Here is a 14,866-nt window from a genome sequence, read left to right as displayed (position 1 = left end):
ATGGACCCGCGCACCGACACGGTCGTCGACATCGACTGGACCGCCTGCCAGGGCCACGGCCTGTGCGCCGAACTGCTCCCCGACCACATCACCCTCGACGAATGGGGCTACCCCCTGGTCAACGGCGCCCCGATCCCGCCCCGTACGGCAGCACGCGCCCGCCGAGCCGCCGCCGACTGCCCGGCCCTGGCCCTGAAACTCAGCGCCCGCTGGACAGGCCGGGGGTGCTAGAGCCAGCCCGCGAACTCCAGCAGCAGTTCCGCGTCCTGTTCCCGGCCCACCCGGCGGGCCCGTACCCCGGACTCCACCGCGCGGAACAGGGTCCAGCCGCGCAGCCGGTCCTGGTCCACGTCCAGCGACTCCGCGAGCCGCTTGACCCGCCGCCGGGTCGTCGCCGCCCCCGACGGCGTGGCGATCAGGTCCTCCACCCGGTCCCGGACCAGCCGGGCCAGGTCGAAGGCGCACTCGCCGACCAGCGGGTCCGGCCCCACCGCCAGCCACGGCATCCGCTCCCCGGCGAGCACCTTGCTCTGCCGGAAGGTGCCGTGCAGCAGCCGGTGTTCCGGCGGCGCGGCCAGTAGCCCCGCACGGGCCGCGAGCGCCGCCTCGACCAGCGGGGCGACCTCGGGGTCGGTGGCCGCGCTCGCCCGCATGGCCTCGGCCTGCCGCCCGGTCCGCGCGTCGACGGTTTCGAAGGAGAACTCCGCCGGAGGTTCCACCCACAGTCGCCGCAGCGTCCCCGCCGCCTCCAGCAGCGCCTTGGCCTCGGGCAGCGACCGCACGGACACGTCCGGGTGCAGCCGCTCGAGCAGCAGCACCCCCGCGGTCCCGTCCGCCTCCAGCAGTTGTACGGCACCCAGGCCGCCCCAATGCGCCAGTGCCGCGCGTTCGGCCTCCGGCCGGGCCCGGGGCGGGGCCAGCTTCAGCACGGCCGGGGTCCCGTCCGCCCGGCGCACCAGCACGACCAGGCTGCTGCGGCCGCCCGGCACCTGTACCCGCTCGACGGTCAACTCGCGTAGCGCGACGGCCTGCCGCACGGTCTCCGGCAGCTCGTCCAGCCAGCCGTCACCGTCCGGTGCCGTCTCACCGAGCGCCCTGACGAGACGCTGCGGCGGTTCGAAAGCCATGCGCGAGTCGTTCCCTTCCTGGGTGCCGGCCCCTCCTGGTGCCGGGTCATGCCGTCGGTGTCGCCGAGGCCGAGGTCGGCGCCGGGGTCGCGGACGTCCCGGCCGCGGCACCGTCCCGCTCGGCGAGACCAGGGAAGGCTACGCTCTTCCCGCGCCAGCGCACCGCCCGCACCGCGGCCTCCCGCAGCGCCCCGGCGGCCTCGCTGCGCCGCCCGCCCGTGGTCGCCCGCACCACGTCGGAGTACACCCCGGCCACGCGTTCCTCCAACTCGGCGGCGAGCCGCACCGCCGCCGCGGAGTCCGGCACCGGGAAGGGCAGCGCGTACGCCGCGTCCGCGGGCACCGGGGAGCCGCCCAGGTCGCGCACCTCGCGGACCAGCGCATCCCTGCGCGCCCGATGCGCGTCGTACGCCGCCCGCGCTTCTGTGCGCCGTCCCGCGCCGATCCGCCCGCCGACCACCCCGTACCCGTACACGGCCGCGTGCTCGGCGGCCAGCGCCGCCTGGAGGGCCTTGAGTTCGCCGTCCCTCGCCCCGTCGCTCACTAGTCACCCTCCGTCAGCAGATACGCGTGCGCCGCCCCGGCCGCCGCCACCGAGGCCAGCAGCCGGGCCAGCTCCCCCTTCACTTCCAGCAGCGCCTTCGCCCGCCGGTCGGCGAGGGCGCGTTCGGCCGCGGCGAGCGCGGCGAGCGCGTCCTTCTCGTCCGTCGGCACGGCCGGCGCCGCCGATGCCTCGGCGGACCGCGACGGAGACGAGGAAGGCGACGAGGAAGGCGACGAGGAAGGCGACGAGGAAGGCGACGAGGAGGCCGAAGAAGCCGATGAGGACCGCGAGGGGCCCGCCGAACCGTCCTCGAACGCCTCCGCGTGGGCCGCGGCCTCGGCCCGCAGCGGCCCCAGCCGGTCCGCCAGCGCCGGATGCACGGTGATCACCGCGTCGTACCGCTTCACCAGCCCCTGACTGTCCCGGGCCGCACGCGCGCGTGCCCGCTCCGAGACCGAGAGGCCGCCGTCCCTACCGCCGGAGTCCCCGCTTCCGTCGGAGCAGCCCGCGAGCAGCACCGCTCCCGCGGCCGAGGCGAGCAGCGTTCTTCTGCGCGGCCACGGGAGGGCACGCGGGGGCGGGGGGAGGGGCACGGCAGACGTCCTCGGGCACTCGTACGAACACAAGGCGGGGGCCCGCCGCTGATCACGGTACCCGCGAACCCGGCCGACCCATGTCACCGGCTCGTGGACCCACCTGAGGGGGCCGAGCTCCCCGGCGAACCGGTCACACCGCCGGAGGCAACACGTGGACGGCAACACCCCCCGCGACCCGATACCCTTTGATCAGACACGCGACCCATCCCACAACAGCACACGCGGCCGAGGAGTCACCCGGATGAGCACCACCCAGAGCGAGAGGCTGCGAGAACTGCTGGAACCGCTCGTCACCTCCCAGGGCCTGGATCTCGAGGAGATCGCCGTGGACTCCGTCGGACGCAAGCGGGTGCTGCGCGTCGTCGTCGACTCCGACACCGGGGCGGACCTGGACCAGATCGCCGATGTGAGCCGCGCGCTCTCGGCGAAGCTCGACGAGACGGACGCGATGGGTGAGGGCGCGTACGACCTGGAGGTCGGAACCCCGGGCGCGGAGCGCCTCCTCGAGGAATCCCGGCACTACGCGCGCGCGGTCGGTCGGCTGGTGAAGTTCCAGCTGGCCGAGGACGGCGAGCTGGTCGCCAGGATCCTGACGGTCGACGACGAAGGTCTCGACCTCGAAGTGCCCGGAGTGAAGGGCCGCAAGGCCACCACCCGCAGACTCGGCTTCCCGGACATCGTCAAGGCGCGCGTGCAGGTCGAGTTCAGCCGCAAGGACAAGAAGGAAGAGGAGGCGTAGCCGTGGACATCGACATGAGTGCCCTGCGGGGCTTGGTTCGGGAGAAGGAGATCTCCTTCGACCTGCTGGTCGAGGCGATCGAATCGGCCCTCCTCATCGCCTATCACCGCACCGAGGGAAGCCGCCGACACGCGCGCGTGGAGCTCAACCGGGAGACCGGGCACGTGACCGTGTGGGCGAAGGAGGACCCCGAGGACCTCGAGGAGGGCCAGGAGGCCCGCGAGTTCGACGACACCCCGTCCGGCTTCGGCCGTATCGCCGCCACCACCGCCAAGCAGGTCATCCTCCAGCGGTTGCGCGACGCCGAGGACGACGCGACGCTCGGCGAGTACGCCGGCCGCGAGGGCGACATCGTGACCGGAGTGGTGCAGCAGGGCCGCGACCCGAAGAACGTGCTCGTCGACATCGGCAAGCTGGAGGCCATCCTGCCGGTGCAGGAGCAGGTGCCGGGGGAGACGTACCCGCACGGCATGCGGCTGCGCAGTTACGTCGTACGGGTGGCGAAGGGCGTCCGCGGACCCTCGGTCACTCTTTCGCGCACCCATCCCAACCTGGTGAAGAAGCTCTTCGCGCTCGAGGTGCCGGAGATCGCCGACGGCTCGGTCGAGATCGCCGCCATCGCCCGTGAGGCCGGTCACCGTACGAAGATCGCCGTCCGTTCCACTCGTTCGGGCCTGAACGCCAAGGGCGCCTGCATCGGCCCCATGGGCGGCCGGGTGCGCAACGTGATGGGCGAGCTGAACGGCGAGAAGATCGACATCGTCGACTGGTCGGACGATCCGGCGGAGATGGTGGCGAACGCGCTGTCACCCGCCCGGGTGTCCAAGGTCGAGGTGGTGGACATGGCCGCCAGGTCCGCCCGGGTGACCGTGCCGGACTACCAGCTGTCGCTGGCGATCGGCAAGGAAGGGCAGAACGCCCGGCTGGCCGCCCGGCTCACCGGCTGGCGGATCGACATCCGCCCGGACACCGAGCAGGCCGGGGAATAGATCCAGGCCGCAGGACGCTCAGATCACGACAGTTATCTGCACGACAAACGTTCGACCTATGACCCAAAGGGGTGAGGTTGGTACGGGGAGGTAGACTTAGAGGTGTCTGGCCGGACGCACACCCGAGTATGCCCTGAACGCACCTGTGTGGGCTGCCGGGAGCGAGCGGCCAAGACCGGTCTACTACGGATCGTGGCGATCGAGGGCGCGTGCGTCCCCGATCCTCGCGGTACGCTGCCCGGCCGGGGTGCGTACGTACACCCCGCCCTGGTCTGTTTCGACCAGGCGGTACGCCGCCGAGCGTTCACGCGGGCACTGCGCGCCCCGGGAGCGCTCGACACAAAGGCGTTGCGCCAGTACGTCGAGCAGACGACAGTTGCTGAGCAGGCAACACCGTAAGACATGCCGTACGGAACCCCGTGCGGTCTGGTACCTCGCGAGTCGAAAGCAGGTCGAGATTGCGATGAGCACTCGATGAGTACGCGATGAGTACGCCCATGAACTAGCGACGGTCCGGCCGCAACCCGGACCTCAAAGGAGCGAAGTGGCTAAGGTCCGGGTCTACGAACTCGCCAAGGAGTTCGGTGTCGAGAGCAAGGTCGTCATGGCCAAGCTCCAGGAACTCGGTGAATTCGTCCGTTCGGCGTCTTCGACGATCGAAGCGCCTGTAGTACGCAAGCTGACCGACGCCTTCCAGGGCGGTGGCAACGGCAAGTCCGCCGGTAAGCCCGCCCCGCGCAAGGCCGCCCCCAGGCCCGCCGCGCCCTCTCCGGCGCAGGCGGCACGTTCGGCTGCCCCGAAGCCGGGCGCCCCCAAGCCGCCGTCGGCCCCGCAGCCGGCCGCCCCGCAGCCCGCGGCCCAGCAGCCGTCGGCTCCGTCGGCGCCCGCGCCGGCCTCCGGTCCGCGTCCGGTTCCGGGTCCGAAGCCCGCGCCGCGTCCGGCTCCGGCCGCCCCGGAGTTCACCGCTCCGCCGGCCGCTCCGGCCCCGCAGGCTCCGGCCCCGCAGGCTCCGGCCGCCCAGGGTCCGCGCCCCGGCGCGCGTCCTGGCGCCCCCAAGCCCGGCGGCCGTCCGGGCGGTCCCGGTCAGGGCCAGCGGGGCGAGCGGGGCGAGCGTCCCGCTGCCGCTCAGGGCGGCGGGCGTCCCGGCGGTCAGGCCCCGCGTCCCGGTGGCCGTCCCGCCGGTCCGCGTCCGGGTAACAACCCCTTCACCTCCGGTGGCTCCACCGGCATGGCCCGCCCGCAGGCCCCGCGCCCGCAGGGCGGACCTCGACCGGCCGGAGGCCACGGCGGCCCCGGTGGAGCCGGTCCCCGTCCCCAGGCGCCCGGCGCCCAGGGCGGCGGTCCGCGTCCGCAGGGTCCGGGCGGTCCGCGCCCGACTCCGGGCTCGATGCCGCGTCCGCAGGGCGGTCCCCGTCCCGGCGGTGGCCCCGGCGGTCCGCGTCCGAACCCGGGCATGATGCCGCAGCGTCCCGCTGCGGGTCCGCGTCCCGGCGGCGGTGGCCCCGGTGGCCGTGGCCCCGGTGGCGGCGGCGGTCGTCCCGGTGGCGGCGGCGGTCGTCCGGGCGGCGGCGGCTTCGCCGGTCGTCCGGGTGGCGGTGGCGGCGGCTTCGCCGGTCGTCCCGCCGGTCCCGGTGGCGGTGGCGGCGGTTTCGCCGGCCGTCCCGGTGGTCCGGGTGGCGGCGGCGGTGGCCGTCCCGGCTTCGGCGGTCGTCCCGGTGGTCCGGGTGGCCGTGGTGGCACGCAGGGCGCCTTCGGTCGCCCCGGCGGTCCCGCGCGTCGTGGCCGCAAGTCGAAGCGGCAGAGGCGCCAGGAGTACGAGGCCATGCAGGCCCCGTCGGTCGGCGGCGTGATGCTGCCTCGCGGCAACGGCGAGGCCATTCGCCTGTCGCGCGGTGCGTCGCTCACCGACTTCGCCGAGAAGATCAACGCCAACCCGGCGTCGCTCGTCGCGGTCATGATGAACCTGGGCGAGATGGTCACGGCCACGCAGTCCGTCTCCGACGAGACGCTGCAGCTCCTCGCCGACGAGATGAACTACACGGTTCAGATCGTCAGCCCCGAGGAGGAGGACCGCGAGCTGCTCGAGTCCTTCGACATCGAGTTCGGCGAGGACGAGGGGTCCGAGGAGGACCTGGTCGTCCGCCCGCCGGTCGTCACCGTCATGGGTCACGTCGACCACGGTAAGACCCGACTGCTCGACGCCATCCGCAAGACGAACGTCATCGCGGGCGAGGCCGGCGGCATCACCCAGCACATCGGTGCCTACCAGGTCGCGACCGAGGTCAACGACGAAGAGCGCAAGATCACCTTCATCGACACCCCGGGTCACGAGGCGTTCACCGCCATGCGTGCCCGTGGTGCGAAGTCGACCGACATCGCGATCCTCGTGGTGGCGGCCAACGACGGTGTGATGCCTCAGACGGTCGAGGCTCTGAACCACGCCAAGGCGGCCGACGTGCCGATCGTGGTCGCGGTCAACAAGATCGACGTCGAGGGTGCCGACCCGACCAAGGTGCGCGGTCAGCTGACCGAGTACGGTCTGGTGGCCGAGGAGTACGGCGGCGACACGATGTTCGTCGACATCTCCGCCAAGCAGGGTCTGCACATCGACAGCCTCCTCGAGGCCGTCGTCCTCACCGCCGACGCCTCGCTCGACCTGCGGGCCAACCCGAACCAGGACGCGCAGGGCATCTCGATCGAGTCCCGCCTCGACCGCGGCCGTGGTGCCGTGGCAACGGTCCTCGTCCAGCGAGGCACGCTGCGGGTCGGCGACACGATGGTGGTGGGCGACGCCTACGGCCGAGTCCGCGCCATGCTCGACGACAACGGCAACAACGTCGCCGAGGCCGGCCCGTCGACGCCGGTCCAGGTCCTGGGCCTGACCAACGTCCCGGGTGCGGGCGACAACTTCCTGGTGGTCGACGAGGACCGTACGGCCCGTCAGATCGCCGAGAAGCGCGCCGCCCGTGAGCGCAACGCGGCGTTCGCCAAGCGCACGCGCCGTGTGTCGCTCGAGGACCTGGACAAGGTGCTGAAGGCCGGCGAGGTCCAGCAGCTGAACCTGATCATCAAGGGTGACGCTTCCGGTTCCGTCGAGGCCCTCGAGTCCTCCCTGCTCCAGCTGGACGTCGGCGAAGAGGTCGACATCCGCGTCCTGCACCGCGGCGTCGGTGCGGTCACGGAGTCCGACATCGACCTGGCGATGGGCTCCGACGCCATCGTGATCGGCTTCAACGTCCGCGCGGCCGGCCGCGCGGCGCAGATGGCCGAGCGCGAGGGTGTGGACGTCCGGTACTACTCGGTCATCTACCAGGCGATCGAGGAGATCGAGGCGGCCCTCAAGGGCATGCTCAAGCCGGAGTACGAGGAGGTCGAGCTCGGTACGGCGGAGATCCGCGAGGTCTTCAAGTCGTCCAAGCTGGGCAACATCGCCGGTGTCCTCATCCGCTCCGGCGAGGTGCGCCGCAACACCAAGGCCCGCCTCATCCGCGACGGCAAGGTGGTCGCGGAGAACCTCAACATCGAGGGCCTGCGTCGCTTCAAGGACGACGTCACCGAGATCCGCGAAGGCTTCGAGGGTGGTATCAACCTCGGAAACTTCAACGACATCAAGGTCGACGACGTCATCGCGACGTACGAGATGCGGGAGAAGCCGCGCGCGTAAGCGCTCGGGCTTCCGAGACGGTCCGGTCCGGGGCCGGTCGACGGAGAGTATTTCCGTCGATCGGCCCCGGCCGTTCGTTGTACGGTTCTGATGTTCCCGCCGATCTGCCGGCGGGGCGGTCAATCCCGTACCGGCGGGTCATCCGGACACACACATGTATGTGGGGACTCTGTCCTTCGACCTCCTGCTCGGCGACGTCCGGTCGCTGAAGGAGAAGCGCTCCGTCGTCCGCCCGATCGTGGCCGAGCTACAGCGGAAGTACGCGGTGAGCGCGGCGGAGGTCGATCACATGGACCTCCATCGCAGGGCCGTCATCGGCCTGGCGGTGGTCTCCGGCGACGCGGGGCATCTGACCGACGTACTGGACCGGTGCGAGCGGCTGGTCGCCGGGCGCCCCGAGGTGGAGCTGCTGTCGGTGAGGCGCCGCTTCCACGGGGACGACGACTGATTTCGAACGTAGAACAGGAAGAACGGGAGACGACCAGTGGCCGACAACGCGCGTGCCAAGAGGCTGGCGGACCTCATCCGAGAGGTGGTGGCCCAGAAGCTGCAGCGTGGGATCAAGGACCCGCGGCTCGGCTCGCACGTCACCATCACGGACACCCGGGTCACCGGGGACCTGCGGGAGGCGACCGTCTTCTACACGGTCTACGGCGACGAGGAGGAGCGGAAGGCCGCAGCTGCGGGCCTGGAGAGCGCCAAGGGCATCCTGCGCTCCGAGGTCGGCCGTGCGGCCGGCGTGAAGTTCACGCCGACCCTCGCCTTCGTCGCGGACGCCCTCCCGGACACCGCCCGCACCATCGAGGACCTCCTCGACAAGGCGCGCCAGTCCGACGAGAAGGTACGCGAGGCGTCCGCGGGCGCCGCGTACGCCGGTGACGCGGACCCGTACCGGAAGCCGGACGCCGAGGACGAGACGGACGACACCGCCGAATGACCCAGAAGCGCACCACGCCCGACGGCCTTGTCATCGTCGACAAGCCGTCGGGCTTCACTTCGCACGACGTGGTCGCCAAGATGCGCGGTATCGCCAGGACCCGCCGCGTCGGCCACGCAGGCACCCTCGACCCCATGGCGACGGGCGTCCTCGTCCTCGGCGTCGAGAAGGCGACGAAGCTCCTCGGGCACCTCGCCCTCACCGAGAAGGAGTACGTCGGCACCATCCGCCTCGGCCAGACCACGGTCACCGACGACGCCGAGGGAGAGATCACCGCCTCGGCCGACGCCTCCAAGGTCACCCGGGAAGCCGTCGACGCCGGCGTCGCCAAGCTGACCGGCGACATCATGCAGGTGCCGTCCAAGGTCAGCGCCATCAAGATCGACGGCGTGCGGTCCTACAAGCGGGCCCGTGAGGGCGAGGACTTCGAGATCCCCGCCCGGCCCGTCACCGTCTCCTCCTTCACCGTGTACGACGTCCGGGACGCGGTCGCCGAGAACGGCACGCCGGTCCTCGACCTGGTGGTGTCGGTGGCCTGCTCCTCCGGCACCTACATCCGCGCCCTCGCCCGCGACCTGGGCGCCGACCTCGGCGTCGGCGGGCACCTCACCGCCCTGCGCCGCACGCGCGTCGGGCCGTACAAGCTGGACGCCGCGAAGACGCTGGAACAGCTCCAGGAGGAGCTGACCGTGATGCCGGTCGCCGAGGCGGCCGCGGCCGCGTTCCCGCGCTGGGACGTCGACGCCAGGCGCGCCCGGCTGCTCATCAACGGCGTGCGGCTGGAGATGCCCGACGAGTACGCGGGCGCCGGACCCGTCGCCGTCTTCAACCCCGAGGGACGCTTCCTCGCGCTGGTCGAGGGGCACAAGGGCAAGGCCAAGAGCCTGGCCGTCTTCGGCTGACCCGGACCCGGGGTCCCTGGGCTCTGCCCGTGGAGCGGCGGCCACGGGATGTCGCCGCCGCTCCACGGTCCCCCCTCGGTTCCCCCACCCCTAGGGTGTATCCAGCCGCCCCCGCCTATTCACCCGACCGTGCGGGCGCTCGGAGTGAACGGGGGGAGCGGAAGGGGGCGCTTTCGTCGCACGATCTGTCCCGCTGATCATTCCCGGCCTACCGTCGTGTGCAGAGCACGGGTGCACGGTCGGGAGGTTCGATCATGGCGGGACGGGGCCCGCGGACCGGATGCGGCACCGGACGGGACCGCGAGGACGCGACCCGCCGGGAGCGGCGGCGGGACACTCCCGGCGAGGACCGGTACCGCGCCCTCGACGCGCGTCTGGTCCGGATCCGCGACCTGGCCGGCCGCCCGCGCGGCACCGGCTTCCTCGCCGACCACCACGGCACCCTCGTCACCAGCCACGAGGCCGTCGACGGCCTGGCCCGGCTGGTGCTGTGCACCGCGGACGAGCGGACCTGCGTCGTGACCGCAGACGCCGTGACCCCGCTGCCCGCCCTGGCCCTCGCCCTGGTCCGCACCGCGGGCCTCGGCGTGGAGCCGCTCCCGGTGAGCGTGCGGGACCGGATCACGACCGGTGCGTATGTGCGTATCGCCGCCGGCGGCTGGCGCGAGGCACGGGTGCTCGGCGCCACCCAGGTGACCTACACGGCCACGGACCGCTTCCATCTCCTCGGTGACGTCCTGGAGTTGGCGATGGGCACGGCGGGCCGGGACGCGCTGCGGCTGGGCGGCGGAGCGGCCGGTGGGCCGGTGCTCGACCCGGAGACCGGCGCCGTGCTCGGCGTCCTGGGCACGGCCCTGCGGTCCGGCGACCGGGAGGCCGGCTTCGCCGTGCCGCTGCGCGCGGCGACCGACGGCCCGCTCGCCGCACTCCTCGACCGCAACGCCGCGACCGTGCCCGCCTACGGAGCCGACCTCAATCTGGCGGGCGTCCTGGAGCTGACCGCCACCTCGGTGGGGCAGGACGGCCCGCCCGGAGCCCTCGCCGGGCACGTCGGCCGGATCGGCGCCACCGGACCCGGCCCGGTCGAACCCGTCGAACGGACGGAAGTCGTGCGGCGGTTGACGTCCTTCGCCGAAACCGGCGGCGGTGCCGTCCTCGGCCTCGTCGGCGCCCCGGGCAGCGGCCGTACGACGGAACTCGCGGCCCTCGCCGCCCGCCGCGACCGCGCACCGGAACCGGCGCCCACGCTGTGGCTGCGCGGAGCCGACCTCGAGGACGCCGACGGCTCGGTGGCCGACGCGGCACATCGCGCCCTGGAACGGGCGGCCCGTATCATCGCCGCCTCCCGGACGCCGCTTCCCGGTGACGGCCTCGGTGACTCACGTGATTACGGTGTCTTCCGTGACGGCGGTGACTTCCGTGACCGCGGTGGCGCCGGTGACTCGGCCGACGCCGCCGACCCTGGTGGCCGGCGCGGTCCGGCCGGCCCCGGGGACGTCACCCCGGAGTGCCTCGCCCGTGTCGCCGGGCGGGTCGGCCGCCCTCTGCTGCTCCTGCTCGACGGCCCCGAGGAGATGCCTCCCGTCCTCGCCCACCGGCTCCCCGAGTGGACCGCGGGAACGGCGGAGTGGCTGCGCGCGACCGGGGCACGGCTGGTCGTGGCGTGCCGGGAGGAGTACTGGGAGAGCGCCGGGGCCGAGTTCCCGCCGGAGCTGCTGTATCCCCCCGCACCCGCGGCCGTTGCCGCCTCCACCCCGGCCTCCGCCCCCGCCTCCACCCCGGCCGCCCCGCCCAGCCCGCTCCCGCCCTGCGTGCACCTGACCGACCTCACCCCGGACGAGGCTCGTCGCGCCCGCGCCCGCTACGCCGTCCCCGAGGGCGCTCTCACCGACCGCGACGCCCGTCACCCCCTCACCCTCCGCCTGCTCTCGGAGGTCCGCGCAGCCCTGCCGCCGGACACCCCGGCGACCCCCGCCGACCGGCACGAGGTGTTCTCCGCCTACCTGGACCTGATGTGCCTGCGCGTCGCGGTCCGCCTCGCCGCCGCGAACGGCCTGCGCGGCACCGCCGTACGGCGTCTCGCCGCCCGGGTCTCCCGCCAGGTCCACGAGGCCGCCCGGCGCAGCCTCGGACCGGGGCAGGGCGAGCTGGACCGGGCGACCTTCGAGTCGGTGTTCCCCTGGGGCCCCGCCCCCGCCTGGCTGGGCGGCGGCACCGGCTGGGCGTCCGCCGTCCTCACCGAAGGCGTGCTGGTGCCCGCCGGGAACGGCTACCGCTTCGCCCACGAGGAACTCGCCGACTGGATCCAGGGCATGCACCTCGACCTGGACGAGGCCCTGCACGCCCTGGTCCACCGCCGCCGCGCCCCGCAGGAGAGCCACCCCCTGCCCGTCCCGCACCACCGCGTCGGCCCCGTCGTCCAGGCCCTGCTCCTCCTCGCCCGCCAGCACGGCACGGCCGAACTCGCCCGGTACCTGGAGGAGTTGGTCCACGCCCTGGACGCGGACCCCGCCTCGTGGTGGGCCGCGCGCCTGCTCGCCCAGGCGTTGTCGCAGGTCCCCGACGCGACCCCGTACACCGGTGTGCTCCGGCTGCTGGCCGAACGCATCGTCGCCCGGCGGCGCCGGCACCACCCCGTCTCCGCGGACTTCGGCCCCGCCTTCTGGACCGCTCTGCCGATCCCGGACCAGGAGCGCTTCGACCTGCTGCGCCGCCTGGTCCAGGCGGACGAGGCCCCGCAGGAGCCCGCCGGGGCGGCGACCCCGCCCGGCCCGCTGCCATGGCCGGGGCGGCGTGACGACGACGCCCCCGCCCCACCGCCCACCAGCACCCGCTACCTCGACGCCGTGGCCCGGCTCCTCGCCGCCGGCCCCACTGCCGTACAACCGCACCTGACCCGCTGGTTCGACGACGAACGGCCACTGCCCGCCACCCCGCACGCCACCGTGGCCACGGCCGCGCAAGCGCTGCTGCACACCTACCGGCACGGCGCACTGGACGACCTCACGGAGGTGCTCGTGGACAGCGCGCACCGGCGCGGCGACCAACTGATCGCGGTGCTCGCCGAGGACGAGCCGTCCGCCGTCTGCCGGGCAGTCGACAGGTGGGCGCACGACGAGCGGCCGGCGCGACGGGTCGCCGCCGTGGTGTACGGACTGCGCGCCGCACCCCACGTGCGGACCGAGGCCGACCGCGAGCTGCTGCGTTACGCGGCCCTCGCCCTGCTCGCCCGCCCCGCCGACGCCGGCCTGCACGGCGGCGCGCTCGCCCTCCTCGTCCGGGACCCGCACACCCGCACCCGCCACCTCCCGTAGGCCCTGCGGCAGTTCGCCACCGGCGACCCGCAGTTCCCGCCGAGCGCCCTCGTCCCCGCCCTGGCCACGGACCCCGACCAGGTCCTCGACGCCTTCCGCGCCCGGCTGCGCGCCGGGGTCGGATCGGGCGCCGCGCTGCGCACCCTCGCCGACATCACCACGCCCCCGCTGGCCGGCCGGGCCGCCGCGCTGGTGCGGGAGGCGGTCCAGCTGCGGCCGGAGACCGCCGAGCCCGTGGCGGCGTACGTCGACCGCCGCCTTGACCAGGGCCCGGCCGCCCGCGCCGTGCTGCTGCCCCTGGTCACCGGCCTGCTGGACGGCGGCCCGACAGCCGTACGGACGGCCCTCGCGGCTGTGCTGGCCACCCCAGGCACCCCGGCCTCCCGCCCCCTGCGCCAGGAACTGCTGGAATTCCTGCTCACCCACGAGCACGACCCCACCGTCCTGGACGCCCTGCTGCACGCCGCCGCACAGGCCCGTGACGAGGACGTCCGCGACCTCGTCCACCGCACGGGCCTGCTCCTCGTCCGCACCCCCGACGGCGCGAGCCGCTTCGACCGCGGCCTGGTCGATCTGGGCCGGCATGTCCCCGGTTTCGCCGCGCTGATGGCCCGCTGGCTCACCGACACCCCGCAGGACTGGGCCGCGGTGGTGGGCCCCAGTACCCGGCGCATGATCGCCAACCTGGCGGGGGTACGCGTACCGGCGTGACGACGTGCGCCCGGTCACAGCCCCCATGCCGATGCGGGCCCGCAACGCGCGGCATGGCACCCTTAGACCTGCGTAAGCGGTAAGCGGTAAACGGTAGATACGGACACGGGTTCGAGGAGCGGTCACAGTGCAGCGCTGGCGTGGCTTGGAGGACATCCCCCAGGACTGGGGGCGCAGCGTCGTCACCATCGGCTCCTACGACGGGGTGCACCGCGGCCACCAGCTGATCATCAAGCACGCCGTGGACCGGGCTCGCGAGCTGGGCGTCCCCTCCGTCGTCGTCACCTTCGACCCGCACCCCAGCGAGGTCGTCCGCCCCGGCAGCCACCCGCCCCTGCTCGCCCCGCACCACCGGCGCGCCGAGCTGATGGCGGACCTGGGCGTGGACGCGGTCCTGATCCTCCCCTTCACGACGGAGTTCTCGAAGCTCTCTCCCGCCGACTTCGTCGTCAAGGTCCTGGTCGACAAGCTGCACGCCAAGGCGGTCGTCGAGGGCCCGAACTTCCGCTTCGGCCACAAGGCGGCCGGCAACGTCGAGTTCCTCATCGACCAGGGCAAGATCTACGACTTCGAGGTCGAGGTCGTCGACCTGTACGTGACCGGCGCGGCGGGCGGCGGCGAGCCGTTCTCCTCGACCCTCACCCGGCGCCTGGTCGTCGAGGGCGACGTCGAGGGCGCCCGCGAGATCCTGGGCCGCCCGCACCGCGTGGAGGGCGTGGTCGTCCGCGGCGCCCAGCGTGGCCGCGAGCTGGGCTTCCCCACCGCCAACGTGGAGACGCTCGCGCACACCGCGATCCCGGCCGACGGTGTGTACGCCGGTTATCTGCACGCCCAGGGCGAGGTGATGCCGGCCGCGATCTCCGTCGGCACGAACCCGCAGTTCGACGGAACCGAGCGCACGGTAGAGGCGTACGCCATCGACCGTGTCGGCCTCGACCTGTACGGGCTGCACGTCGCCGTCGACTTCGTGGCGTACGTGCGCGGGCAGGCGAAGTTCGAGTCGCTGGAGGCCCTGCTGGAGCAGATGGCCGAGGACGTGAAGCGCTGCCGGGAGCTGGTCGAGGCGGATCGGTAGACCTGCCTGGAGGACTGCCTGTAGGACTGCGAAGGGCGGCCGGCCCAGCGAGCCGGCGAGCTGTCCGACGGGCAGCGGCTCGTCACCGTCGACGACGAGGCGGCGGCGGAGGGCTGGCAGGGGTGCTTCCGCGACGGCGAGGCATTCGCCGTGGCCGCCGGACCGGGTCCGTCGGGCGCCGAGGTCACGATCGTCGCCGCGACCACCGTGTTCGAGAACGAGCACGTCGACGAGGCGGGCAACGCCGCGCTCGCGATCGGGCTGCTCG

General features: G+C 73.4%; 14 protein-coding genes. 11 read left to right on the top strand and 3 right to left on the bottom strand.

All coding sequences use genetic code 11. The features are described from left to right. Window positions 1–231 (top strand): ferredoxin, encoded by a 231-nt coding sequence (locus tag ACWGJM_RS17025; RefSeq protein ID WP_453412477.1) that lies wholly within the window; start codon window positions 1–3, stop codon window positions 229–231. Here ACWGJM_RS17025 and ACWGJM_RS17020 read toward each other — a convergent pair. From ACWGJM_RS17020 to ACWGJM_RS17010, 3 genes are read right to left on the bottom strand one after another with little or no spacing between them, the layout of a single operon-like run. Next, window positions 228–1,127: an aminoglycoside phosphotransferase family protein gene (locus ACWGJM_RS17020; RefSeq protein WP_453412476.1), complete on the bottom strand. Its 900-nt coding sequence runs from the start codon at window positions 1,125–1,127 to the stop codon at window positions 228–230. The two genes, ACWGJM_RS17025 and ACWGJM_RS17020, sit on opposite strands and share 4 nt — an antisense overlap. Before the next feature lie 46 nt (window positions 1,128–1,173). Continuing rightward, complete coding sequence (locus tag ACWGJM_RS17015; protein WP_453412475.1) at window positions 1,174–1,671, bottom strand: ferritin-like domain-containing protein; 498 nt, start codon at window positions 1,669–1,671, stop codon at window positions 1,174–1,176. Continuing rightward, window positions 1,671–2,264, bottom strand: coding sequence for a hypothetical protein (locus tag ACWGJM_RS17010; protein ID WP_453412474.1), 594 nt, complete (start codon window positions 2,262–2,264; stop codon window positions 1,671–1,673). The genes ACWGJM_RS17015 and ACWGJM_RS17010 overlap by 1 nt, the downstream gene beginning before the upstream one ends. 244 nt (window positions 2,265–2,508) lie before the next feature. Between ACWGJM_RS17010 and rimP the strand changes: the two genes are divergently transcribed. From rimP to ACWGJM_RS16960, 10 genes are all read left to right on the top strand, one after another. Further along, window positions 2,509–3,006, top strand: a complete 498-nt coding sequence (gene rimP, locus ACWGJM_RS17005; protein ID WP_453412473.1) for a ribosome maturation factor RimP — start codon at window positions 2,509–2,511, stop codon at window positions 3,004–3,006. A 2-nt stretch (window positions 3,007–3,008) separates the two neighbouring features. Then, complete coding sequence (gene nusA / locus ACWGJM_RS17000; RefSeq protein WP_030958814.1) at window positions 3,009–3,995, top strand: transcription termination factor NusA; 987 nt, start codon at window positions 3,009–3,011, stop codon at window positions 3,993–3,995. 102 nt (window positions 3,996–4,097) lie between these two features. Then, window positions 4,098–4,394, top strand: a complete 297-nt coding sequence (locus ACWGJM_RS16995; RefSeq protein ID WP_453412472.1) for a YlxR family protein — start codon at window positions 4,098–4,100, stop codon at window positions 4,392–4,394. Window positions 4,395–4,539: 145 nt separating this feature from the next. Then, window positions 4,540–7,659, top strand: coding sequence for a translation initiation factor IF-2 (gene infB, locus ACWGJM_RS16990; RefSeq protein ID WP_453412471.1), 3,120 nt, complete (start codon window positions 4,540–4,542; stop codon window positions 7,657–7,659). 154 nt (window positions 7,660–7,813) lie between these two features. Beyond that, the gene (locus ACWGJM_RS16985) at window positions 7,814–8,107 is read left to right on the top strand and encodes a DUF503 domain-containing protein (protein ID WP_086173326.1); all 294 of its coding nucleotides are present in this window, start codon (window positions 7,814–7,816) and stop codon (window positions 8,105–8,107) included. Between the two features lie 36 nt (window positions 8,108–8,143). Then, window positions 8,144–8,596 carry a 30S ribosome-binding factor RbfA gene (rbfA, locus tag ACWGJM_RS16980; RefSeq protein WP_453412470.1) on the top strand — a complete coding sequence of 151 codons (453 nt, stop codon included), beginning with the start codon at window positions 8,144–8,146 and terminating at the stop codon, window positions 8,594–8,596. After that, window positions 8,593–9,498 (top strand): tRNA pseudouridine(55) synthase TruB, encoded by a 906-nt coding sequence (gene truB / locus ACWGJM_RS16975; protein WP_453412469.1) that lies wholly within the window; start codon window positions 8,593–8,595, stop codon window positions 9,496–9,498. Before rbfA ends, truB begins: the two co-directional genes overlap by 4 nt. A gap of 254 nt (window positions 9,499–9,752) precedes the next feature. Then, window positions 9,753–12,812, top strand: coding sequence for a trypsin-like peptidase domain-containing protein (locus ACWGJM_RS16970; protein ID WP_453412468.1), 3,060 nt, complete (start codon window positions 9,753–9,755; stop codon window positions 12,810–12,812). A 192-nt stretch (window positions 12,813–13,004) separates the two neighbouring features. Continuing rightward, window positions 13,005–13,523 (top strand): hypothetical protein, encoded by a 519-nt coding sequence (locus tag ACWGJM_RS16965; protein ID WP_453412467.1) that lies wholly within the window; start codon window positions 13,005–13,007, stop codon window positions 13,521–13,523. A gap of 127 nt (window positions 13,524–13,650) precedes the next feature. Continuing rightward, window positions 13,651–14,598, top strand: a complete 948-nt coding sequence (locus ACWGJM_RS16960; protein ID WP_453412466.1) for a bifunctional riboflavin kinase/FAD synthetase — start codon at window positions 13,651–13,653, stop codon at window positions 14,596–14,598. Window positions 14,599–14,866 lie beyond the last annotated feature (268 nt).

The sequence above is a fragment of the Streptomyces sp. NPDC054834 genome, from assembly GCF_053611185.1.
Note: the sequence above shows the minus strand (reverse complement) of the source record. Positions and strands in the feature narration are given on the sequence as shown.